General features: G+C 57.1%; 22 protein-coding genes and 1 tRNA gene. 12 read left to right on the top strand and 11 right to left on the bottom strand.

What is annotated here, in order from left to right; genetic code table 11:
* Window positions 1–65 precede the first annotated feature (65 nt).
* The gene (locus QZ487_RS00525) at window positions 66–1,013 is read left to right on the top strand and encodes a sterol desaturase family protein (protein WP_296022873.1); all 948 of its coding nucleotides are present in this window, start codon (window positions 66–68) and stop codon (window positions 1,011–1,013) included.
* A 387-nt stretch (window positions 1,014–1,400) separates the two neighbouring features.
* On the opposite strand, the gene QZ487_RS00530 is transcribed toward QZ487_RS00525, so the two are convergent.
* Window positions 1,401–1,862 carry a nuclear transport factor 2 family protein gene (locus tag QZ487_RS00530; protein WP_285975857.1) on the bottom strand — a complete coding sequence of 154 codons (462 nt, stop codon included), beginning with the start codon at window positions 1,860–1,862 and terminating at the stop codon, window positions 1,401–1,403.
* Between the two features lie 258 nt (window positions 1,863–2,120).
* Here QZ487_RS00530 and QZ487_RS00535 point away from each other — a divergent pair, with 258 nt between their 5' ends.
* On the top strand, window positions 2,121–2,492 hold the full coding sequence (locus QZ487_RS00535) for a hypothetical protein (protein ID WP_285975858.1): 372 nt from the start codon (window positions 2,121–2,123) through the stop codon (window positions 2,490–2,492).
* A gap of 194 nt (window positions 2,493–2,686) precedes the next feature.
* Here QZ487_RS00535 and QZ487_RS00540 read toward each other — a convergent pair.
* Window positions 2,687–2,777: transfer RNA gene (locus tag QZ487_RS00540), tRNA-Ser, on the bottom strand.
* Between the two features lie 160 nt (window positions 2,778–2,937).
* Here QZ487_RS00540 and QZ487_RS00545 point away from each other — a divergent pair.
* Together QZ487_RS00545 and QZ487_RS00550 are read left to right on the top strand one after the other, a co-directional pair.
* Window positions 2,938–3,939, top strand: a complete 1,002-nt coding sequence (locus tag QZ487_RS00545; protein ID WP_296022874.1) for a peptidylprolyl isomerase — start codon at window positions 2,938–2,940, stop codon at window positions 3,937–3,939.
* Entirely contained in the window at window positions 3,932–4,249 is a 318-nt protein-coding gene (locus QZ487_RS00550; protein ID WP_285975860.1) for a DUF1905 domain-containing protein, read from the top strand. The genes QZ487_RS00545 and QZ487_RS00550 overlap by 8 nt, the downstream gene beginning before the upstream one ends.
* Here the strand turns inward: QZ487_RS00550 and QZ487_RS00555 are convergent.
* Window positions 4,246–6,336: a bifunctional (p)ppGpp synthetase/guanosine-3',5'-bis(diphosphate) 3'-pyrophosphohydrolase gene (locus tag QZ487_RS00555; RefSeq protein ID WP_285977023.1), complete on the bottom strand. Its 2,091-nt coding sequence runs from the start codon at window positions 6,334–6,336 to the stop codon at window positions 4,246–4,248. The two genes, QZ487_RS00550 and QZ487_RS00555, sit on opposite strands and share 4 nt — an antisense overlap.
* A gap of 135 nt (window positions 6,337–6,471) precedes the next feature.
* Here QZ487_RS00555 and QZ487_RS00560 point away from each other — a divergent pair, with 135 nt between their 5' ends.
* On the top strand, window positions 6,472–7,386 hold the full coding sequence (locus QZ487_RS00560; protein ID WP_296022875.1) for a glycoside hydrolase family 16 protein: 915 nt from the start codon (window positions 6,472–6,474) through the stop codon (window positions 7,384–7,386).
* On the opposite strand, the gene hemF is transcribed toward QZ487_RS00560, so the two are convergent.
* Window positions 7,387–8,244 (bottom strand): oxygen-dependent coproporphyrinogen oxidase, encoded by an 858-nt coding sequence (gene hemF, locus QZ487_RS00565; RefSeq protein WP_296022877.1) that lies wholly within the window; start codon window positions 8,242–8,244, stop codon window positions 7,387–7,389.
* Window positions 8,245–8,359: 115 nt separating this feature from the next.
* On the opposite strand from hemF, the gene pdeM reads away from it, so the two are divergent.
* From pdeM to QZ487_RS00595, 6 genes are all read left to right on the top strand, one after another.
* Window positions 8,360–9,052 (top strand): ligase-associated DNA damage response endonuclease PdeM, encoded by a 693-nt coding sequence (gene pdeM, locus QZ487_RS00570; protein WP_296022878.1) that lies wholly within the window; start codon window positions 8,360–8,362, stop codon window positions 9,050–9,052.
* A 98-nt stretch (window positions 9,053–9,150) separates the two neighbouring features.
* On the top strand, window positions 9,151–9,669 hold the full coding sequence (gene infC, locus QZ487_RS00575; RefSeq protein ID WP_285975864.1) for a translation initiation factor IF-3: 519 nt from the start codon (window positions 9,151–9,153) through the stop codon (window positions 9,667–9,669).
* A gap of 240 nt (window positions 9,670–9,909) precedes the next feature.
* Window positions 9,910–11,067: a DUF547 domain-containing protein gene (locus tag QZ487_RS00580; protein WP_296022880.1), complete on the top strand. Its 1,158-nt coding sequence runs from the start codon at window positions 9,910–9,912 to the stop codon at window positions 11,065–11,067.
* A 243-nt stretch (window positions 11,068–11,310) separates the two neighbouring features.
* Window positions 11,311–12,759 carry a DASS family sodium-coupled anion symporter gene (locus QZ487_RS00585; protein WP_296022881.1) on the top strand — a complete coding sequence of 483 codons (1,449 nt, stop codon included), beginning with the start codon at window positions 11,311–11,313 and terminating at the stop codon, window positions 12,757–12,759.
* Window positions 12,760–13,097: 338 nt separating this feature from the next.
* Window positions 13,098–14,417: a cystathionine gamma-synthase family protein gene (locus QZ487_RS00590; protein ID WP_296022882.1), complete on the top strand. Its 1,320-nt coding sequence runs from the start codon at window positions 13,098–13,100 to the stop codon at window positions 14,415–14,417.
* Between the two features lie 40 nt (window positions 14,418–14,457).
* Entirely contained in the window at window positions 14,458–15,282 is an 825-nt protein-coding gene (locus QZ487_RS00595; RefSeq protein ID WP_285975868.1) for an SDR family NAD(P)-dependent oxidoreductase, read from the top strand.
* A 165-nt stretch (window positions 15,283–15,447) separates the two neighbouring features.
* Here the strand turns inward: QZ487_RS00595 and QZ487_RS00600 are convergent, their stop codons facing one another.
* The gene (locus QZ487_RS00600) at window positions 15,448–15,981 is read right to left on the bottom strand and encodes a J domain-containing protein (protein ID WP_285975869.1); all 534 of its coding nucleotides are present in this window, start codon (window positions 15,979–15,981) and stop codon (window positions 15,448–15,450) included.
* A gap of 163 nt (window positions 15,982–16,144) precedes the next feature.
* On the opposite strand from QZ487_RS00600, the gene QZ487_RS00605 reads away from it, so the two are divergent.
* A complete protein-coding gene (locus QZ487_RS00605; protein ID WP_285975870.1) occupies window positions 16,145–16,315 on the top strand; it encodes a hypothetical protein in 171 nt (56 codons plus the stop codon).
* A 1-nt stretch (window position 16,316) separates the two neighbouring features.
* Here QZ487_RS00605 and pal read toward each other — a convergent pair whose 3' ends face one another.
* From pal to QZ487_RS00635, 6 genes are all read right to left on the bottom strand, one after another.
* On the bottom strand, window positions 16,317–16,838 hold the full coding sequence (gene pal / locus QZ487_RS00610; protein ID WP_285975871.1) for a peptidoglycan-associated lipoprotein Pal: 522 nt from the start codon (window positions 16,836–16,838) through the stop codon (window positions 16,317–16,319).
* A gap of 62 nt (window positions 16,839–16,900) precedes the next feature.
* Entirely contained in the window at window positions 16,901–18,304 is a 1,404-nt protein-coding gene (tolB, locus tag QZ487_RS00615; protein WP_285975872.1) for a Tol-Pal system beta propeller repeat protein TolB, read from the bottom strand.
* On the bottom strand, window positions 18,301–19,071 hold the full coding sequence (locus QZ487_RS00620) for an energy transducer TonB (protein WP_296022884.1): 771 nt from the start codon (window positions 19,069–19,071) through the stop codon (window positions 18,301–18,303). The genes tolB and QZ487_RS00620 overlap by 4 nt, the downstream gene beginning before the upstream one ends.
* A 14-nt stretch (window positions 19,072–19,085) precedes the next feature.
* Entirely contained in the window at window positions 19,086–19,475 is a 390-nt protein-coding gene (locus QZ487_RS00625; RefSeq protein ID WP_296022885.1) for an ExbD/TolR family protein, read from the bottom strand.
* A gap of 56 nt (window positions 19,476–19,531) precedes the next feature.
* Window positions 19,532–20,230, bottom strand: coding sequence for a protein TolQ (gene tolQ / locus QZ487_RS00630; RefSeq protein ID WP_285975875.1), 699 nt, complete (start codon window positions 20,228–20,230; stop codon window positions 19,532–19,534).
* Entirely contained in the window at window positions 20,227–20,694 is a 468-nt protein-coding gene (locus QZ487_RS00635; protein WP_285975876.1) for a YbgC/FadM family acyl-CoA thioesterase, read from the bottom strand. Before QZ487_RS00635 ends, tolQ begins: the two co-directional genes overlap by 4 nt.
* Between the last annotated feature and the right edge of the window lie 35 nt (window positions 20,695–20,729).

Below are 20,729 nucleotides of genomic sequence, written 5' to 3' on the forward strand. Positions count from 1 at the left end.
TTCAATTTTTTTCAGGTAAAGGTTTGGATAGCTTTTGACGCGATAAAGTCCGGGAGGTAACTGCCATGACACTCGAAGCCATCGTCCAGTCGAACATCGGGCTGATCGTAGTGCCTCTCTACCTCGGCAGCATCGTTTTTGAATCGCTGTTCAACCACTTCCACCATGAGAACCGAAGCGGTGACTGGAAGGACAATTTGGTCTCGATCGGGATGGGCTTGGTCAGCGCGGTGACCAATGGCGCGACCGCCTTCCTTACCGTGCTGGTGCTGTTCTGGGCGGTGAATTACCAGCTGTTTTCGATACCGCTTTCGATCGCCTCGCTGATCGCCTGCTTCATCCTCGACGACCTGCGGTTTTACCTGCATCACCGAGTTGTACACCGCGTGCGCTGGGGCTGGGCGATGCACGTCACCCACCATTCGAGCAAGCAGTTCAATTTCTCAGTGGCGTTGCGGCAAGGCTGGACCAAGCATTTCACAGGCACGATGATGTTCAAGGTGCCGCTGGTACTGCTCGGTTTTGATCCGGTGGTCGTGCTGTTCTGCGGCGTGCTTAATGCGACCTACCAGTTCTTCCTGCACACAGAGTTAGTGGACAAGCTGCCACGCTGGATTGAATTCGTCTTCAATACGCCCTCCCATCACCGGGTGCACCATGGCCGCAATCCGCAATATCTTGATGCCAATTACGCCGGTACGCTAATCATCTGGGATCGTATGTTTGGCACTTTCACGCCCGAAAAGGAAAAGGTCGATTTTGGTCTCGTGAAGAACCTTGAAACACTCAATCCGTTCGTGATCATTTTCCATGAATACTGGGCGATCGTGAAAGATCAGATGCAGCGCGGTCTCAGCCTATGGCAGCGACTGTGTTATCTTTTTGCCCCTCCAGGCTGGAGCCATGACGGATCGCGCATGTCTTCGGAACAGATCAAGGCAAAGCATTCTTCAGAGCAAGCGGAATCGACGGGAACGAAACCGAGATATTCGCCTCAGACGCCTCCTACGTAGACTCTAACTACGCTCCTTTTAGGGAAAGGTTTTAGTAACAAGCCCTGTTCGGGAAACCTTATATTTTATTTACATATATAAATGGCGGTGGAGCCATTCGAGCGCCAACTCGTCTTCGTACGCTGCCTAAAATTCGATTGCTCCTTGGCGCGCTAACATTTTATACGCCAGAGCATGCCCAGCAATATGAACTGGGAGTTGAACTTTGCCTGACTGGACGCATTGCTCTTCGATCATTTTCTTGTGACCAGCAAGAATGACCCGAGGCTCGCCGGGTTTTTCGACGCGTGATAGGTTTTCCGCGCATTCCAGATCCCGAAGTACCGATAGAAAGGCACCGTCGGATAAAGATGGTTGTCTAAATCGCTTTCAAAAAAAGCTACTGGTCTATTGCGGTTCGTCTGTCGTGGCCGACTGCATCATAAAGCCACCATCGTCATAGATCTGAAACTTCACGTATTTCCCGTCTTCGATTGTGGCAACATGAATCGAATCACTCTCCGCCCCTCCGGCAAAAATCTTGGTAGTGATAAAAACAGTATTCCCACTCGATTTGTAGTCTACGTCCGTGACTCGAAAATCAGGCCATAACTGCAGGATTGGAGCGAAGACATTATCCATCACTTCCTGCGGGCCGTAATAAGTCCCCGCATAGGGAAGGCTTTTCGGAGCAATCCACTCCACATCGCTTGATTGCGTTTCAGCCCATGCCTCCATGTCTCCCTGCTGGAATGCGGCATATCCAGCGCGCGCAGCTTCTATGATCTCGGCATCATCAGTAGTCTGCTGACATGCAGTGATACTTAATGTGACTAAGCCAAGCGCGACGACTTTCAGTTTCTTAAGCATTATTATCCCCTGACTAACTGAATTTTTTGAAGGACTTACCATCGTAATCGCAATTTACCCATCAGTAGATGTAGCAAGCTATTGATTGGATAGTTATGATTATTTTGAGTTTTTTTAACCTCAACATTGTCTTTTTCACGATCACGGAACCCTAGCAACGGCTGCTACCAGCCTCCTCCCTCCCAAGATAGAGAACTAGCCGTCTGGAGTGATCTCATTTAAGAGAGATCGGATCAACCATAGGCTAGAGAGGTCGCTATGTCTTCAACTCAAATTAACGTTTTCTACGAGCTTCAAGTGGCAGACGGAAAATCAGAAGAATTGCGGGACATTGCAAAGCAGATGGTGGACCGTAACCAGAAGGAAGAGCCGCAGACTCTCGTATACAACATTTACCTTAGCGAAGATGAAAAGCTGCTGACCTACTGGGAAACCCACGCCGATAGCAAAGCGATGCTTTTTCATGCCGATCGCTTTGCGACTGGAGAATTCATCTCTGAGGTGGTGAGCCGAACAAAGGGAGCTCGCCTATGTTTATACGGAGATGCTTCACCAGAACTGCGTCAATGGGCAACGGATAATGGATTCGAGGTTGAGTATTCGGATTACCTAGCTGGCTTCGTTCGATAGAAAGAGTTTCAAGACCGAGACGAGGGGAGAGTTGGAGAGGACCCATAGCCACCAGAGGACAGGCCCTAAATGGGTGGGGTCTTGATGTGCGAAGTAGATGGTAGTTGTTCGGCTCGCTACCCACGCTTCTTTTAGGGAACGGTTTTGGTAACAATCCCTCGCCAGCACCTTTTATCGTTTATTTACAGATAAAATGGCGGAGACGGTGGGATTCGAACCCACGATACGGGGTTACCGTATACACACTTTCCAGGCGTGCGCCTTCGACCACTCGGCCACGTCTCCGCGTTCCCATTTGCGCTACCACTTGGTTACTTGAGTGCGAGGGTCGCCTTGCGGTGACCTCGGGCTCAAGTACCGCAAAGCGCGGCAGGCCCAACAAGAAGCGCGCGCTCTAGCTTTGAAACGATTGCTTCGCAAGGCGCGAGATGGCAGGTCTGAAAACATGAAGAAAATCATGAATTGCCCGGTGGCCGCATTTATCGCCACGTTCACCCTTTCCGCGATTGTTCTTGCAGAGGAGGAGCCGAAGGAGGCTCTGTCGCCCAATCAGATCGTCGAAGAAGCTTCGGTGGAGGAGTGGGTGGCCATCCCGACAGAAGATCTGCTGGTCATGCGACTAGCGCCCGATGCCGAGGGCAATCCGCGCGAAGTCATTATCCAGCTGATGCCCGCACCATTCAGCCAGGGCTGGGTGCACAATATCAAGCTGCTTGCGCGGGAGGGGTGGTACGACGGGATCAGCGTCAACCGTGTGCAGGACAATTACGTCGTGCAATGGGGCGATCCCAATTACGACAATCCAGAAAGCGACGGAGAGAAAAAAACACTGCCCGATGGGCTGAAGGTGATGGGGGAGGATGAGTATACCAACGATGAGCCACTCAAAAACCTGTTAACTACAACTTTAACGATCGACCAAGAGTGGTGGCATAAAGACTCATACGGCAAATCTTCCGGACACTTCAGAGGTTGGCAGCTCGGGTATTCGGACACGCAATGGTGGCCCGTCCATTGCTACGGCATGGTCGGCGTGGGGCGTAACCTATCGCCGGACACCGGCAGCGGCGCAGAACTCTACACCGTGATCGGCCATGCTCCGCGGCACCTTGATCGCAATATCGCACTGGTCGGCCGGGTGATCGAAGGGATAGAGTATCTGTCCAGCCTGCCCCGCGGCAAGGGTGAGCTGGGCTTCTATGCTGAGGACGAGTTCGACAAGCGCACCCCGATCCTGTCGATCGATGTGGCGGCGGATCTTCTCGAATCTGAAACCGCACCCGCAGGACTGACGTACGACTACGAATACCTCTCCACCGAGAGCGAGACCTTCGCCAAATATGCCGAAGCACGTGCCAACCGCCGCGATCCGTTCTTCATTTTACCGGCAGGCGGCGCGGATATCTGCAACATCCCGGTTCCTGTTCGCCCAGCGCCCAATGGCTGAAACGATGAAAGTGAACGCGTCCCTGAAATGCTGGCGCGGCGAAAAGGCAGTCTATCATCTCGTCTCGATCACGGGCGATCAGGCGGAGCACATTGCTGGGCACGCTTTGATGCAACGGCTGGAGTACGGCACGCGGCGCGGGTTCGGCTCTGTTAAAGTCATGGCGCGGATCGGTGATACGGTTTGGAAGAGCTCGGTTTTTCCGCAAGAGAAGTCCACCGAGTGGATTTTGCTGGTCAGCAAGAAAGTGATGCGCGCTGAAGACCTGGCCGAGGGCGATGCGATCGAGCTGAAATTGGAGCTGCTCTAGATCCGCTCCGCCTGCGCGACCGAATCGCTCGCGCGCAAAGCACTGAGAATACGCGTCAAATGCGCCAGATCCTGCACCTCGCTGTCGATCTCATACGTGGTGAACGGGTGGTCGGTCTCAACCTGCTCCAGCATTTTCACATTCACGTGGTTCTGCGCAAATATGCCCGCCATCTCCGCCAGCGTGCCCGGCCTGTCATACAGCGTTACGCGCAAGCGGCCCACGGCGCCTTGCGAACGCGACCCCCAGGATAGGTCGAGCCAGTTGGAATCCTCGCCGTTCGCCAATTCAAAGCAGCCAATGGCGTGCACTTCCACCGCTTCGCCTTTCTTGCGCAAGCCCACGATCCTGTCCCCCGGCACAGGGTGGCAGCAATCGGCCAATTGGAACCCCACACCAGGCGTAAGGCCGCGAATGGAGATCGCGTGCTCGCGGCGGGTCCAGTCGTCATCTTCGTCGATATCCGCCGTGCATCCGGGAACCAGCGCTTCCATCACTTCGCGATCGGACAGCTTGGCCGCGCCGATGGCGAACATCATGTCCTCCTCATCCATCAGTTCGAGCCGTTCGACCGCCAGTTTTCGCGCCTTCTTGCCGATACGCGCGGGCACTTTCGTTGCGATCTCGTCGAACAGTTTCGCGCCAATCTCTGCGATCTCGGCGCGCTCTTTCAGTCGCAAGGCGCGGCGAATGGCGGCGCGTGCCTTGCCGGTGACGACAAAGCCCAGCCAGGACAATTGCGGCTCGGCTTCCTTGCCTTTGATGATCTCAACCACGTCGCCGTTTTGCAGCTGTGTGCGCAGCGGCATATGGCGGCCGTTGATCTTTGCGCCAACCGCTTGCGCACCCAGATCGGTATGCACGGCAAAGGCGAAATCGATTGGCGAGGCACCCTTGGGTAGCTGGAACAGCCCGCCCTTGGGTGTGAAGGCAAAGATGCGGTCCTGATAGATCGCCATGCGCGTATGCTCGAGCAGCTCGTCCGCATCGTGGCTCGCATCGACGATTTCGATCAGGTCGCGCAGCCAGCTAACCTGTCCGTCGGCCTTGTCGTGTTGCTTGTATGCCCAATGCGCGGCCAGCCCGAACTCGTTGCGGCTGTGCATCTCGCGCGTGCGGATCTGCACCTCTACGCGCATCGAGTTTTCATACATCAACGAGCTGTGCAGCGACATGTAGCTGTTTGATTTGGGCGTCGAGATGTAATCCTTGAACTTGCCGGGCAGAAATTGCCACGTGGTGTGCAGCGCACCCAAAGCGGCGTAGCAATCGGCTTCATTGTTGCAGATGACACGGAAGGCCATGATGTCTGTGACCTGTTCGAACGACACATGCCGCTCGGCCATCTTTTTCCAGATCGAATAGGGATGCTTTTCCCGGCCCGATATTTCGACAGCAAGCCCGGCTTCGGCCAGCCTTTGCTTGATCTTGAGCGCAATCGCATCGACCTGTCCGCCATCCTTGCTGCGCAATTCTGCAAGCTTGTCTGTGATGGTCTTGTAAGCTTCAGGCTCGAGCTGCTCGAAGGCAAGCAGCTGCATCTCGCGCATATATTCATACATGCCCACACGCTCTGCCAACGGGGCGTAGATATCCATCGTCTCACGCGCGATCCGTTGGCGTTTTTCAGAGCTTTTGATGAAATGCAGCGTGCGCATGTTGTGCAATCGGTCTGCCAGCTTGACGAGCAGGACGCGGATGTCCTCTGACATGGCGAGCAGGAACTTGCGTAGGTTTTCTGCCGCAAGCTCATTCTCCGGCATCTGCTCGATCTTGGACAGCTTGGTCACACCATCGACTAGCCGCGCTACGTCAGTCCCGAAATTGGCTTCGATGTCATCAATTGTGGCGAGCGTGTCTTCAACTGTGTCATGCAGCAGCGCGGTGATGATGGTCTGCTGATCAAGTTTCAGGTCAGTCATCAAGCCAGCGACTTCGACCGGATGGCTGAAATAGGGATCACCGCTGGCGCGCTTTTGGCTGCCATGCTTCTGCACGGTGTAGACATACGCGCGGTTGAGCGCCGCTTCATCGGCGTCAGGGTCATAATCCAGGACCCGTTCAACAAGTTCGTACTGGCGTAGCATTGCGCCCATAGATTTGCGGTGCAGCGCGACTTATTGCAATGCAAAATATCGCTGGCGCTAAAACGAAAACTCAATCTGGACTTTTACAGTCATGAAGATAATGTGAGCGTTAACAACTTGTGGAAAGGGCCACATATGCCGCTAAAATCAGGATTGATCGCTGCAACCTTGGGTGGCGCACTGGCTATGGGAACTATTACCAGCTCGCTGTCCGCTCAGGACGAAGCCGCGGGTACCGCGCAATCTCAGCGAACTCTTCTAATGTCTGATGAATTCAACGGCGAAGTGCTCGACCGAGAATTGTGGACTGTGGTCGGCCCTGAAATCTGGTTCAACAACGAGCAGCAAGTTTACATCGATGACCCTGCAGTATTGAGTATTGTTACTGGCGTTGCAGGGGCAGACGACGGCGCCTTGATGCTACGCCCGCTGTTTCAACCAGGCATCGATCCCAACACAGAACGCAAAGCGGACTTCGTTTCCGCGCGGATCCACAGCAAGGGCAAGTTCGACTTCACCCATGGTCGCGCAGAAGCGCGCATCAAACTACCGGACGCCGAAGGTGTTTGGCCGGCATGGTGGCTGCTGGGTAATGGCCAATGGCCCACGACCGGTGAGATCGACATCATGGAATATGTCGGGGAGAAGGACTGGATTGGCGTAGCCATGCACGGGACTAATTACTCTGGTGATACGCCGTTTGTGAACAAGTCCTATTTTCCTGAGGGAACCGATGCGACCGACTGGCACACTTATGCCGTCGAATGGACAGACGACGTGATTACTTTCGAAGTTGATGGAAAGCTGATCTATCGGGCCACGCGTTCTATGGTCGCTCACTATGGCAAATGGCGCTTCGACACGCCGCAGCACTTGATTCTGAACTTTGCGGTTGGCGGTATTTACCCGTTCAAAACCAACGGATTGACCGAGCCATATGTGGGCGTGCCAGCAGAAACGGTCGATAAGATCAAGACGGGCGAGATCGCTATGCTGGTCGACTGGGTCCGCGTCTATGCGCCCGAAGGAACCGCTGAAGCGGAGAAGTAGTCAACTCCACACCGCTTCGGGTGGCAAGCTCATCAGGATCGCATCGATATTGCCGCCGGTTTTCAGACCAAACAGTGTGCCCCGGTCATAGACCAGGTTAAACTCGGCATAGCGACCGCGCCATGCAAGCTGCGTCTGCTTGTCATCCGAAGTAAAACCGCTGCCCATCCGGCGGCGAACCAGCTGCGGAAAGATATCGAGAAACGTTTTGCCGACGTCCTGCGTAAATGCCAAATGGCGTGCAAAACCCGCATCGTCCTCGCACTCAAGATGATCGTAAAAGATGCCTCCTACCCCGCGATGCACGCCGCGATGCGGGATATAGAAATACTCGTCCGCCCATTTCTTGAACCGCTCGTAATAGGTCGGGTTATGCGCCATGCAGGCCGCGCGGAAACGCGCGTGAAAGTCTGACGTATCTTCCTCATAAGGGATCGGCGGGTTCAAATCCGCTCCACCACCGAACCAGGCCGACTGGGTCGTCAGGAAGCGCGTGTTCATATGTACCGCTGGCACATGCGGGTTCGCCATATGCGCAACCAGGCTGATCCCTGTTGCGGTAAAGCCGGGGTTTTCCGCCGATGCCCCGTTCATCGTTGCGGCGAATTCAGGTGCGAAACTGCCTTTGACGGTCGAGACATTAACCCCGACCTTCTCGAACACTTTGCCCTTCATCAAGCCCTGAACACCGCCGCCAGGATCCGGATTGCCTTCCTCTTCGCGCTGCCATGGCGTGTATTCAAAGCTGGCATCTGAGCCTGCTTCGCGCTCAATGGCCTCAAATTCTGCGCAGATTTGATCTCGCAAGCTTTCGAACCATTGTTTCGCTTGCGCGGTTTGTGCAGTCCAATCGGTCATGAAATTCCCTCGGTTTGGTTCGCCGCCCCTATCCTGCACGGTACGGCTTGGTCTTTGATCAACATCAACCAACTGCGCACTTGCCAAACCATGGAAGGCACGGCAAGTCAAAGTAATGGTTCCCGTTTCGTTCGCACATCAGGAAATGCTGCTGGTCGATGGCCGCGCGCTCTACTGGCCGCGCGAACAAGCTTTGCTGGTGGCCGACCTGCATCTGGAAAAGGCGAGCTGGTATGCGGGCCATGGTCAGATGCTGCCGCCCTATGACAGCCGCGAAACGCTGGAGCGGTTGGCCGACGCGGTCAAGCAAACCGGTGCGCGGCGCGTGATCACGCTGGGTGACAATTTCCACGATGGCGAAGGCACTTCGCGACTGGATCCTTTTGCGGCAGGCATGCTGGAGGGGCTGACCCGCGCGCTCGACTGGGTCTGGATCACCGGTAATCATGACGAGCACATGCATCGTTCTTTCGGCGGCGAGCTTGCAGACGAGGTTGAAATCAGCGGGATAGTGCTGCGCCACATCGCCAAGGCAGGAGAGATCCGGCCTGAGCTGTCTGGGCACTTCCACCCCAAGGTGCGCGTCAAAGTGCGCGATCGCCATATCAGCCGGGTTTGCGGCGTGTTGAGCCGCAATGCGAATAGCGGCGACCGGATGATCTTGCCCGCGTTTGGCGCGCTGACCGGCGGAATGGATGCCGGCGCTCCCGAAATTCGCGCCGCGCTGAGCCCCGCGAGCAGCATCGACGCCGTGCTCGCAGCCAAGGGCAGACTGGTGCAACTGCCGCTGTGGCGCGAAGCTGCGTAACCCCTAGCCTTCGCCGCACATTACCCCTACATAGCCAGCCAACAACAGAATCAGGCTGTAACAGGAGAACACACATAGCCCGTCCACCTCGGCGTTCGATGGCCCCGCCCGTTAAAAGCGGCCCTCGCTTCGATACTTTCATCCAGTCCGAAAAAGTGCGCGTGATCGACCATGAGGGGGAGAACCTCGGCGTCATGTACACGCGCGAAGCCATGGAGCAAGCCAACGGGCTTGGGCTCAACCTGGTAGAGGTTTCTCCGAATGCGGACCCGCCGGTGGCAAAGTTCCTCGACGTTGGCAAATACCGCTACGAAGCGCAGAAGAAAGCTAACGCAGCCCGCAAAACGCAAAAGACGCAGGACATCAAAGAGATCAAGATGCGTCCCAACATCGACACGCATGATTATGACGTGAAGATGCGCAGTGTGAACAAGTTCATCGAACAGGGTGACAAGGTGAAAGTTACCTTGCGTTTCCGTGGCCGCGAAATGGCGCACCAGGAATTGGGCATGGACCTGCTCAAGCGCGTGCAGGACGACGTGGCAGAAATTGCCAAGATCGAAGCCTTTCCGCGCCTTGAAGGCCGGCAGATGCTTATGGTGCTCGCGCCGAAGTAGACCATAAACCGTACACATGATTGCGAAGGGCGTGCTGATCCAGTGCGCCCTTTTCATTTGCCGAGACCTACTTTTGCCCCCGCTGTATTACTTCGACAAAGCACGTGTCCTTCTCGACGAGCGTCATTGATCGTTCAGACAGTTAGGATATTGTCTAAACAGCAGATTTCTTATCCCCCGGCGGGCACCATGGGTCACTTCGTGCGTTGCATGCCAAGAAATATTCGATCGGAGCCCCTGATGTTCAAATCCCTGATTACCAGCGCGAGTGTGGTAGCACTTGGGTTTTCGGCCGCCTCAGCGCTAGCAGATTCGACAGAATTCTCAGCCGTTTCGACATCGGTTTCGGTTGCTCCGGTGAACCCCCAGTTTGACATTTTCGCTCCGCAAGAACGCCAAAGCGCTGACCGGATCGACTACACCGCCTGGAGCGAGGCGATGAATTATCTCGTCTATACGATGGGCCCTTCGATCCGCGAAGCACCTTCACGCGCAGAGGCAACCCTGGGTTCGAGACGAATCTATGGCCATCAGTCCCGCTACCGACTGGAAGGCAACCGTGTCATGTTCTCATTCTTCAACGATGAACTACGCAATATGGTGGCAGACTACCGCCTGGAGTTGGAGCAGCTAGGCAACCAGATCGACATCACAACTCTACCGCGTAACGAGCAGCTGGCCTACTGGCTGAACCTGCACAATGTAGCGGTAATGGAAAAAATCGCGCAAGAATGGCCCATCCGCCAGCCGCGCGAAATCGAAATCGATGGTATTCCGTTCGACCAGGCCAAATTCATCACCGTGCGCGGTGTGACAATGAGCCCGCACGACATTCGCCACCAGATTGTTTTTCGCAATTGGGAAAATCCCAAGGTAATCTATGGTTTCTGGCGCGGTGAGATAGGTGGACCTTCGCTCCCCAGTGATGCCTTCACGGGGCTAAACGTCTCGCAAGTGCTCGAACGCAACGCCCGCGAATTTGTGAACTCTTTGCGCGGAACGCAGAACCGCGGCGAGCGACTGCAGATCAGCACGATCTATGACGAAGCGCGACCTTACTTCTTCGTCAATTGGCCCAACGACATCCGATCGCATCTCATTGGTTACGCCAATGAAGAGGTCAGTGCGCTCATTGCCAAGACTACTGAAACAGAAGCTGTCGTCTATGAAGCTGATATCGCCGATCTGGCCGGCGGCGTTCGCGAGCCTTCCTATGTTGAAGTAAGCTCTGACGGCGTCGCAAACAGCTTTCGCATTCCCCGTGGCACAGCACGCTTGTTGCGCGAACAGGCGCAACGCGCGGAAAATGCCCGCGAGCAGAGAGGCCCGCGTACGGGTACTGTGATCTTCAATCCGATCAGCCTTCCCGGGCAAGAAAACAATGGCGAGGTCGACTAAGACCCCCGCCTGAACCGAAATAGGCTTTCATTGGGCGTGGTCAGCGATGGCCGCGCCCATTTCATTTGTGGGCAAAGCTCAAACATGTCGCTGCAATACAGGACATGGCAATGCTGCCTCACTAGACATTGGTGGGCGTAGGCAGTTTTCTTCTTGCTCACGTTTCTTGACGCAGGGCCTGTCAGTGCACTCGCATTGGCAGGCCCAATTCGCTAGAGCAGGCGCAAGGGGAGGCTGCGCCGCATGACAGCATCAGCGATTGGCCGGATTTTGGGTCCGTTTGCCTTTGCAATCACTGTTTTCATTACACCGCCTGCAGGCATGCCTGCAGAGGCGTGGCTCGTGGCCGGGCTGGTTGTCTGGATGGCCGCCTGGTGGATGACCGAAGCTGTACCGCTTACAGTCACGGCCCTGCTGCCATTTGTCATCTTGCCCTTCGGCTCTGTTTCGAGCGCGCGCGATGTCGCCAGCACATACTATTCGCCGATCCTATTTCTGCTGCTGGGCGGTGCCTTTCTTGCACTCGCGATTGAACGCACCGGCCTTCACAAACGTCTCAGCCTCGCAATCCTGCGCGCAGTCGGCAGTGGCGGCGGGCAAACCCAATTGCTGCTCGCTTTCATGATTTCCGCGGCGCTATTGTCCATGCTGATATCGAACACGTCCACCACGCTGATCATGATGCCGATGGCGCTGGCGGTTTTGTCAGGAGGCATGGTCGCCCGCGCGCCCACGCAGCCCACCTCACGAGATGCCGCGGCAGTGGTCGACAAAGAGGGTCTATCCGGAGCGCTGCCGATGGGCATTGCCTTTGCTGCCAGCATTGGCGGGCTTGGTACATTGGTCGGCTCCCCCACCAACGCTATCGCCGTCGGCCTGCTGGACAGCATGATCGGGGTCCAGATCACCTTTATCGAATGGACGCTGTTCGGCCTGCCAATCGTACTAGTAGGCGTGCCGCTGGCCACTTTTATCATCGCCAGATTTCAGCGCGTGGCCGAGCACCCTTTCGACGTGGCGGCAGCGAGCCAAGCGATAGACACACATGCAGCCTGGACCAGCGCGGAAAAACGCCTGATCCCTATCGTAGCGCTTGCCTTCTTGGCGTGGATGACGGTTCCCTGGGTTGGACCGCTGTTGCCAGATGGCTCTTGGACCAACGGCACCATTGCGATCATCGCCAGTTTTGCGCTCTTCCTGGTGCCCGATGGGACAGGGCGGCCGCTGTTGATCTGGAAAGAAGCCGACCGCGCGCCCTGGGCGGTCATCATGATGTTTGGTGGTGGATTAGCGCTTGCTGCGGGCATGCAGGTATCCGGCCTCGCTACCTGGCTCGCTGAAGCCTTGTTGCCCCTCGAAACCTTGTCGCTAATTGTCGTCGCACTCGCAGTGGTCGCCATGATCGTGGTGATCACCGAGTTCGCGAGCAATGTTGCGACCGCAACCGGGATCATCCCGGTTGTAGCTTCTCTTGTTGTCGCCTTGGGAGCAGACCCGTTGCTGCTCGCCATGCCAGCCGCGCTCGCCGCCAGCTGGGGCTTTATGCTGCCAGCCGGGACCGGGCCGAACGCAATTGCCTGGTCGACCGGGCGGATCAAGATTGAACGGATGGTCGGCGCAGGCCTGGTTCTGGATGTCCTCGGCGTATTCCTGATTGTCGGAGTGGTGTGGGGTGTTGCCGCGCTGATCTAGTCTCCAGCCGTGAACTGGCTGTCCTACAGGCTGTGCGAACTTTTAGAATCGCTGCATGTTCGTTCGATGCACAGGATCGATTCACGCGGTAGTCTGTGCGCGTTTAGTCCATCGGTTTTCTTGCCTCTGGACAGTGTTCCAAGTGTTCCATGCTGTAGGAATTGCACGGTTGAAATCGCGCCTCAAATGGTTGCAAGTGATACCATCTCGCGATAGTTGACACTGCATAGAGGCTGGCGGCGGTGAAGCGTTCCTGCGGAGGTTAGGAGCGGGGGCCACGCGCGGCGAACAATTGGCTCCTGCCTTCCTGGGAGCGTTGTTTAGGGAGGAACCCGCATATGTCTGACGCGATTGATCCGGTTGACCAACCCACCCCGCGCCGCAAGCCCAGAGACCCTGTGACCACAATTAACGGTCGTCCGATGAAACCATCTACGCTGATGATGGGCTATGGCTATGACCCGGTGCTGTCCGAAGGTTCGCTGAAAGCACCGATCTTCCTCACCAGCACATTCGCGTTTGAGAACGCAGCCGCGGGTAAGCGGCATTTTGAAGGCATCACTGGAAAGCGTGAAGGCGGCGCAGAAGGTCTGGTCTATTCACGCTTCAACGCACCCAATCAGGAAATCCTCGAGGATCGTCTGGCGATCTGCGACGGCGCAGAAGATGCGCTGAGCTTCTCCAGCGGAATGACCGCCATCGCGATCCTGATGCTGGCCGCGTGCAAGGCCGGCGATGTGATCGTGCATTCCGGCCCGCTCTATGCAGCAAGCGAGGGCTTTGTCGCCAAAATCATGGCCAAGTACGGCGTGACCTATGTCGACTTCCCGGCTGGCGCGACCGCTGAAGAGCTGGACGCTGTGATGGCCAAAGCAAAGGCTCAGGCCGAAGCGCAAGGCGGCGAAGTGCCGCTGATCTATCTCGAAAGCCCGGCCAACCCCACCAACGCTCTGGTCGATGTCGAAGCAGTCAAAGCCGCGCGCGACATGCACTTCGATGCTGACCGCTGCCCGATTGCCATCGACAACACATTCCTTGGCCCCCTTTGGTCGCGTCCGCTGGAGCATGGTGCGGATCTGGTGGTGTACTCTCTGACCAAATATGTCGGCGGCCATTCAGACCTCGTCGCAGGCAGCGTTTCCGGCAAGAAGCACTTCATCGATGCGATCCGTGCGCTGCGCAACACCATGGGCGGTATCGCGGATCCGAACACTGCATGGATGCTGCTCCGCTCGCTCGAAACGGTCGAACTGCGCATGGAACGCGCCGGCAAGAACGCCGAGAAGGTGTGCGAATTCCTGAAAAGCCATCCCAAGGTGGAAGGGTTGGGCTATCTCGGCATGATCGAAGACGCGCGCCAACAGGACATTTACGATCGCCATTGCCTCGGCGCGGGTTCCACTTTCAGCGTCTTCATCAAAGGAGGCGAAGCGGAATGCTTCCGCTTCCTTGACGCACTGAAAGTGGCCAAGCTTGCGGTTAGCCTTGGTGGCACGGAGACGCTCGCCAGCCACCCTGCATCAATGACGCACCTATCCGTGCCGGACGAACGCAAGGCCGCGCTTGGCATCACAGAGAACCTTGTTCGCATCAGTATCGGGATCGAAGACCCGGATGATCTGATCGCTGACTTCGAACAAGCACTGGCGAAGGTCTGATTGCTGTCCTACTCTCTCCCCAGGCATTAGGGAGAGAGCTATGGCTGAAACGAAACCGGTATTCCTTGTCATCGGCGCGGGCGCCGGTATCGGCGGACACGCTGCTAAGCGCTTTGCGGCGGGCGGCTATCACGCGGTCCTCGCGCGGCGCAGCGATGAAGATGGGCTTGCGCGGCTCGTCGGCGAAATAGAGAACGCTGGCGGCAGCGCGTCAGGTGTGTTGCTCAACGCATCGGAGGATGGTGCGATAGAGGACCTGGTCGCGCGGATCGAAAGCGATATTGGCCCGATTGACAGCGCGCTCTATAATCTAGGCGCGCAAATCGGGAACCGCACGCTGCATGATACGCCGCACAAGACTTTTGAACTGGGATGGCGGCTCGGCTGCTATGGTGTGTTCCGGCTTGCGCACGCAATGTTTCCGGCCATGGTCGAGCGGGGGAAAGGCTCCTTGCTTGTCACATCAGCCACCGCAGCGGTTCGCGGTAACGCCGGGCAACACAGCCATGCGGCAGCAATGGGCGGGCGGCGCATGCTGTGCCAGACGCTGAACGCCGAATTCGGCCCGCAAGGCGTCCACGTTGCGCATGTCGTGGTCGATGGCCCGGTTCGTTCGCCTGACACGCTGGTCAAACTGCTCGGCGACAAATGGGATGCATTCGAAGCGGCCAAAGGCGAAGAAGGGATCATCGACCCCGCCGTACTGGCGGAAACGTACTGGCACCTGGCGCAGCAACCACGCAATTGCTGGTCGCATGAGCTGGATGTGCGACCGTTCAACGATGTGCCGTGGTGGAATGACAATCCCGATCCGACGATCAATTCGCGGGCCGGAAAGCCGGGATTTGCTGGGCCGGGGGAGTAGACTTAGCTAATGTCTGGTTTTGGGGTGGGAAGTGGACCTTGGATTAAGTCGTCACCCCGGCGAAGGCCGGGGTCCAGCTATGGTCGAAGAAATACCCCGAAATCGACTGGCTTCCGGCCTTCGCCGGAATGGCGACCTTTGGGTCGTTAGCGGACATTTGAACATTCAGCCCCGCCATTCGCGCCGTTCTTCGCCGACTTTCAGAACTTCGTACGCGATCTGAAGTTTCTGGAACTCGGTGGCAGCCTCCTTGTCACCCGGCTTCACATCGGGATGCACGAGTTTCGCCTTCTCGCGGTAAGCCTTCTTGATCGCGGCGAAATCGGCATCCGCTTCCAGTTCCAGCAGTTCCAATGCGCGCATTTCATCCGCGCTGCGCGAGCCATCGCCAGCCCCGCCCCAGCCATAGTGGGAGGCTTCGGCATAGCCTTCGCTCTGCTGCCGCTCGGCCTTGGCACGTTCGGCCTTCTGCTCTTTGTCGAGGCCTTCGAAATAATCCCAGCCCTTGTTGTATTCCGCAGCATGCGCCTGACAGAAATACCACCGGTCGGGGCTATTCGGAGACTTCGGCGCCGGGCAATCGCCACGCTCCTCACACCCATGGCGATCGCACAGGCGTACCGTTGTCGCCTCGCGCGAGTCATTATATCCGCGCCAGCGCGGAAAACCCCAGTCGTTGGATCGGCGCGGCTTAGGCATCCGCGTACGCGCAGTTTGCAGTTTGTCGGGCTGGCATGGACTCTAGTCTAGGGATGGTTGCTGCCAATGGAAAGGTGTGGGAACCAATTTCAAATTGAAATGTTGCATTGCAATAGATCGTTCACAATTTGCAGCTATCCGGCTGCGCGAAGATATGAGAACCATGAGCAAACAACTCGCCATTTCCAGCACGTTTTCAACGTTCGCGCTTGCCGCGATGGCTTTGCTTTGGTCACCGGACCAGGTTGGGCCCCATTGGGCTGAAACGCAAGTGCCCGTGCAGGCCGAGACGTTAACGCTCGACCTGCCGGTGCCGTCGCTATTCCGCGACTAATCTAATTGATCACTACGCTGACCGCGCGGCGGTTTTGCGCCCATGCTTCTGGCGTTGAAGCCAGGGCAACGGGGCGTTCCTTGCCGTAGCTGACCGTTGAGATACGGTCTGCGTTTACACCAATGCTAACGAGGTAATTCTTCGCTGAATTGGCGCGGCGTTCACCCAAAGCCAGGTTATATTCGCGCGTGCCGCGCTCGTCAGCATGACCTTCTACGGTGATGCGGATCTGGGGATAGCGGCTAAGATACTGAGCTTGTGCTTGCAAAGCTGCAGCATCCACGCTGTCAATATTGAAGCGATCAGTATCGAAGAAAATGACATTCTGGCCGTTCACCGCGTCTTCGAAATGCGCTTGGCTGCCCACCGTAGGCCCGGTTGGAGCTGGTGCCGTAGCCGGACCTGTTGCCGGCGCAGTTGTGCTTAGCGGCGGCGGCGGAAGCTCCTCCGGCGCCTTTTTCGCGCAAGCAGCCAAAGTGGTAGCTGATGCCAGCAGAATCACAGTTGCAAAACGTTTGTTCATTGTTGTTTCCTCTCAGGAAATTGGGGAGTCTTGCCTACCTATAATAACACAAAAGAAGAGTATCAGGGGAGAATTGGTCCCCAGGCTGGATCTGACGCATCCACCGGTGTCGGAAGCCTCCTTTCATTGCGACCTGTCAGGTCGACTTGCCACAGGCCTGACCGGCCAGAATTCCGCTCCGTTCTGAAGAACTGAATGATGCGACCATTGGGTGCCCAGGTCGGCCCTTCGTCCTGCCAACCACTGGTCAAAACGCGCAGATTGCGGCCATTTGGGCTCATGATCGCGATATTGAAGTCGCCCGCGATCCGCGTAAACGCGATCTGGTCACCGCGCGGGCTCCATTCGGGGTTAGCGCAACGTCCGCCAGAGAATGTGATGCGGCGCTGGTTGGTGCCATCCGCATTCATCACATAGCATTGCTGGCTGCCCGATCGATCGCTCTCGAACACGATCTGGCGGCCATCGGGCGAATAGGAACCGCCAATATCAATCCCCGGCGTATCGGTCAGCCGCGTACTGCGGCCACCGCTGGCCGGCACGCTGTAAATGTCGGTATTGCCAGCAACCGCCATCGAATAAAGGATAGTGCGCCCGTCCGGGCTCCAGCGCGGCGCGAAGGTCGGGTTGCTGCTTTGCGTGACCAGCGTCTGCCGCCCTGTGCCGATGTCATAGACATAAAGCCGCGGATTGCCGTCGACATAGGACAGATAGAGCAGCTGCGAGTAGTCGGGCGAATAACGAGGTGTGAGCGCGGTCGCGCTGCCCAATGTCAGAAAGCGATGGTTCGCTCCGTCGCTGTCCATGATTGCAAGACGTTTGACGCGGCGATCCTTTGGTCCGGTTTCGGCGATATATGCAATACGGCTGTCGAAGAAGGGGCTCTCTCCTGTCAGGCGCGCATAGATAATGTCGGAGCATTTGTGTGCGGCACGCCGCCAGTCGGAGGGTGGGACAACCCAACCTTCGCGAACCAGTTCATCCTGCAGAGCAACATCATAGAGGTAGCACCCGACCACCAATCGCCCGTCAGCACGGGCGCGGACATAGCCATGTACCAGCATTTCCGCGCCGCGCCCGCGCCAATTGCCCCACGCGGGGTCTGTGATCTGCGCGAAGGCGGGCTGAGGCAAGCGCGCCGGGCCGATGGGTTGGAACAGGCCGTTGTTCTGCAGGTTCGCAGTGATCACATTTGCGATCTCTACGCCAAGTGCAGCGGTGCCGCGCGAATTGGCAGGCGTCGCCACATCGCGATCTGCCGCAAACCCCGGGATGGCAATCGACAGATCCGCCCAATCGCTTTCGTCGGTGACAGTAAAGACCAGGCCGCCCTCGGCATCCTCGCCCGAGGCTTCTGTACCGGTGGTTTCCACCTGACCACCCTCTGGCGCTGGTTGGCCAAGGTCCTGATCCTGCGCCGCCAGCGGCGCTGCCAGGAATGCGAGAACGAAAATCCATTTCTTCATCGGGATAGGTTCCTATCGAAACGCGCGCCCCGGATCGACTTCCAGGCGTTGTAATACTCGGCGGGCAGGTCAAACGGCGCGGCGAGCTGCACCGCGCGGATTGCCCGTTCTGCATGTAGTCCGGCTTGCGGGCGATTGGAGGCATTGATGCCGGACTGGCGCAGTACACGCGGACGCCCCGCCAAAGTGCCGTCTTCATTGAGGTTGAAAGCCAATTCCGTCACCAGCAGCTCTGTATCGACGCCGGACGGCGCATTCCAATGCGGCTTGATCTGGCGTGACAATGCCTGAATCAGGCTCGCTTGCGCGATTCGGCCGATTTGGTCAGCAGGAATGCGATTATCATCCGACGAGCTGTCAGAGCCTGCACCTTCAAGAAAATTCTCGCCAACTTGGGTGCCGGTTGCCTGGCGCGGGGGTGTTTCTGCGGCTTGCCTCGGTTGCTGTGTGACGGCTGCTCGTGAATTGTTGGTCGGTGGCGGCTCACGGGTTGGCTTCGTGGATGCCTCGCCATCCGATTGCTCAACTGGCGCTTGCACTTCATCTGACACAGTCGGCGCCATCGTGGCGCGGCTATCGGGCGCGATTTCTGGTGCGGTTGAGCTCAAGGAAACATCGGTGGCCAGACTGACAGTCATCCGCTCCGGAATTTCGAAGGGATCGCTGGGGCCGGGCTGGAACAACAGCACGGCAGCAAGCGCAAGGTGCAAGCCGACAGCGACGCCAAGGCCCCATTTCTCGTCTTGTCGAAGTGCTCTGGTTTCCATGACAATCGGGTAAACTATGGCGCTGATTGTGAACTGTTAGTGACCAGCGAGATCGAGTTGAACCCGGCCCGGTTCAACTCACCCATCACCGCCATCACCCGGGCGTATTGCAATGTCCTGTCACCGCGGAGCACGATCACTGGCTCATTCCCTGCCTGACCGCGATCAATCGCTGCCAGCGCATCGGGCAACCCGCCGGTCTCCACCCGCTCGTTCCCGATAAAGATCGTGCCCGTCGGATCGATGCTGATCGTCACCTGATCGGGTTGCTGGTCGATCGGGTTCGCCCGGCTATCGGGCAGATCCACGGGAACACCCGAGGCAAGTAGCGGCGCTGTGACCATAAAGATGATCAGCAACACCAGCATCACATCCACGAAAGGTGTGACGTTGATCTCTGCCATAAGCGCGCGGCGAGAACGCCGCCCTGACCTGCCGGAAGAGGAAACCGACATACCCACTATGCTTTGTCCAGCTCGTGACTAAGGCTGGCATGGAACTTGTCAGCAAAGCGGTGCAGCTTGGCCTCGTAGCGGTTCACGCGGTCGCTCAAGCGGTTGTATGCGATCACAGCGGGGATCGCAGCGAACAGGCCGATAGCGGTCGCAAACAGCGCCTCGGCAATGCCCGGCGCCACCACGGCCAACGAAGAACTTTCCTGCATGCCGATCTGGAAGAAGCTGTTCATGATGCCCCAAACGGTACCGAACAAGCCGACAAAGGGCGCAACGGAACCAGTGGTGGCCAGAAAACCCAAGCGGGTGGAGAGATCATCCGCCTCTTGCGCAACCTGGCTTTCCATCATTCCGGCTAGCCTGCTGCGGGTACCTTCCCGGTCCACCGGCGGATGTTGTGTCGAACGCTTCCATTCATTGATCCCGGCAGCGGCGACACGCGCTGGCGGCAAATCCTTGCGCGCCCGGCCAGAAGTCAGGCTGTCGAATTCCTCGGCCTGCCAAAAATCGGCTTCGAAGTCGCTGCTGCGACGCTCCAGCTTACCCATGCGCAGGCTGAAGGAAACGATAATCGTCCAAACCCAGATGCTGGCCAAGATCAGTCCAATCATCACGGCTTGCACCACAATGTCGGCTTGCAAGAACAGTTCGAGCGGGTTGAGCCGGGCAGGCGCTGCAGCCAACAGGTTGAGCGAAAGTGTCATGCGAGATTATCTTCCATGAAATTGACAAAGGCGGTACGCCATTCAGCCGGTTGGCGGCGCGGCCTTCCGTCAAGAGAGATGAAGCCAACGCGCAAGCTGGCTTCGCAAAGCAATTCATCGCCGCGCATCGCGCGCTGATGCATGCGGCAACTCGCTGCGCCCAATTCTGTGCACGTCGTTTCGATCACCACGTCGTCACCAAGTTTGGCCGGGCGCAGATATTTGAGGTTGATTTCAGAGACCGCATAAGCGCCGCCATCTTCCCCTCTTGCCCCTGCTTCGATTACTTCGCGCTGATCAATCTTTAGCATGCGCAAAAGGTCGCTGCGGGCACGTTCGAACCAACGCAAATAGTTCGCGTGATAGGTGATCCCCGACAGGTCTGTGTCTTCGTAATAGACACGCACCGCATAAAGATGCTGCGCACCGTCAAAAACGCCGCCAGGGAAAACAGGTTTAACCATCAAGGAAGCCACCTAAAGCAAAGGGGATTCACTGC

The sequence above is a fragment of the uncultured Altererythrobacter sp. genome (genome assembly GCF_913057185.1).
GTDB lineage: Bacteria > Pseudomonadota > Alphaproteobacteria > Sphingomonadales > Sphingomonadaceae > Erythrobacter > Erythrobacter rubellus.

Coding starts and splice junctions, on each gene's coding strand:
- QZ487_RS00535 (WP_285975858.1), top strand. CDS start 2,121: ATGTCTTCAACTCAAATTAACGTTTTCTACGAGCTTCAAGTGGCAGAC.
- QZ487_RS00590 (WP_296022882.1), top strand. CDS start 13,098: ATGTCTGACGCGATTGATCCGGTTGACCAACCCACCCCGCGCCGCAAG.
- QZ487_RS00625 (WP_296022885.1), bottom strand. CDS start 19,475: ATGGCAGAGATCAACGTCACACCTTTCGTGGATGTGATGCTGGTGTTG.
- QZ487_RS00635 (WP_285975876.1), bottom strand. CDS start 20,694: ATGGTTAAACCTGTTTTCCCTGGCGGCGTTTTTGACGGTGCGCAGCAT.
- pal (WP_285975871.1), bottom strand. CDS start 16,838: ATGAACAAACGTTTTGCAACTGTGATTCTGCTGGCATCAGCTACCACT.
- QZ487_RS00530 (WP_285975857.1), bottom strand. CDS start 1,862: ATGCTTAAGAAACTGAAAGTCGTCGCGCTTGGCTTAGTCACATTAAGT.
- QZ487_RS00545 (WP_296022874.1), top strand. CDS start 2,938: ATGAAGAAAATCATGAATTGCCCGGTGGCCGCATTTATCGCCACGTTC.
- QZ487_RS00580 (WP_296022880.1), top strand. CDS start 9,910: ATGTTCAAATCCCTGATTACCAGCGCGAGTGTGGTAGCACTTGGGTTT.
- QZ487_RS00605 (WP_285975870.1), top strand. CDS start 16,145: ATGAGCAAACAACTCGCCATTTCCAGCACGTTTTCAACGTTCGCGCTT.
- QZ487_RS00560 (WP_296022875.1), top strand. CDS start 6,472: ATGCCGCTAAAATCAGGATTGATCGCTGCAACCTTGGGTGGCGCACTG.
- QZ487_RS00550 (WP_285975860.1), top strand. CDS start 3,932: ATGGCTGAAACGATGAAAGTGAACGCGTCCCTGAAATGCTGGCGCGGC.
- QZ487_RS00525 (WP_296022873.1), top strand. CDS start 66: ATGACACTCGAAGCCATCGTCCAGTCGAACATCGGGCTGATCGTAGTG.
- pdeM (WP_296022878.1), top strand. CDS start 8,360: ATGGTTCCCGTTTCGTTCGCACATCAGGAAATGCTGCTGGTCGATGGC.
- infC (WP_285975864.1), top strand. CDS start 9,151: ATGGCCCCGCCCGTTAAAAGCGGCCCTCGCTTCGATACTTTCATCCAG.
- hemF (WP_296022877.1), bottom strand. CDS start 8,244: ATGACCGATTGGACTGCACAAACCGCGCAAGCGAAACAATGGTTCGAA.
- QZ487_RS00595 (WP_285975868.1), top strand. CDS start 14,458: ATGGCTGAAACGAAACCGGTATTCCTTGTCATCGGCGCGGGCGCCGGT.
- tolB (WP_285975872.1), bottom strand. CDS start 18,304: ATGAAGAAATGGATTTTCGTTCTCGCATTCCTGGCAGCGCCGCTGGCG.
- tolQ (WP_285975875.1), bottom strand. CDS start 20,230: ATGACACTTTCGCTCAACCTGTTGGCTGCAGCGCCTGCCCGGCTCAAC.
- QZ487_RS00585 (WP_296022881.1), top strand. CDS start 11,311: ATGACAGCATCAGCGATTGGCCGGATTTTGGGTCCGTTTGCCTTTGCA.
- QZ487_RS00555 (WP_285977023.1), bottom strand. CDS start 6,336: ATGCTACGCCAGTACGAACTTGTTGAACGGGTCCTGGATTATGACCCT.
- QZ487_RS00600 (WP_285975869.1), bottom strand. CDS start 15,981: ATGCCTAAGCCGCGCCGATCCAACGACTGGGGTTTTCCGCGCTGGCGC.
- QZ487_RS00620 (WP_296022884.1), bottom strand. CDS start 19,071: ATGGAAACCAGAGCACTTCGACAAGACGAGAAATGGGGCCTTGGCGTC.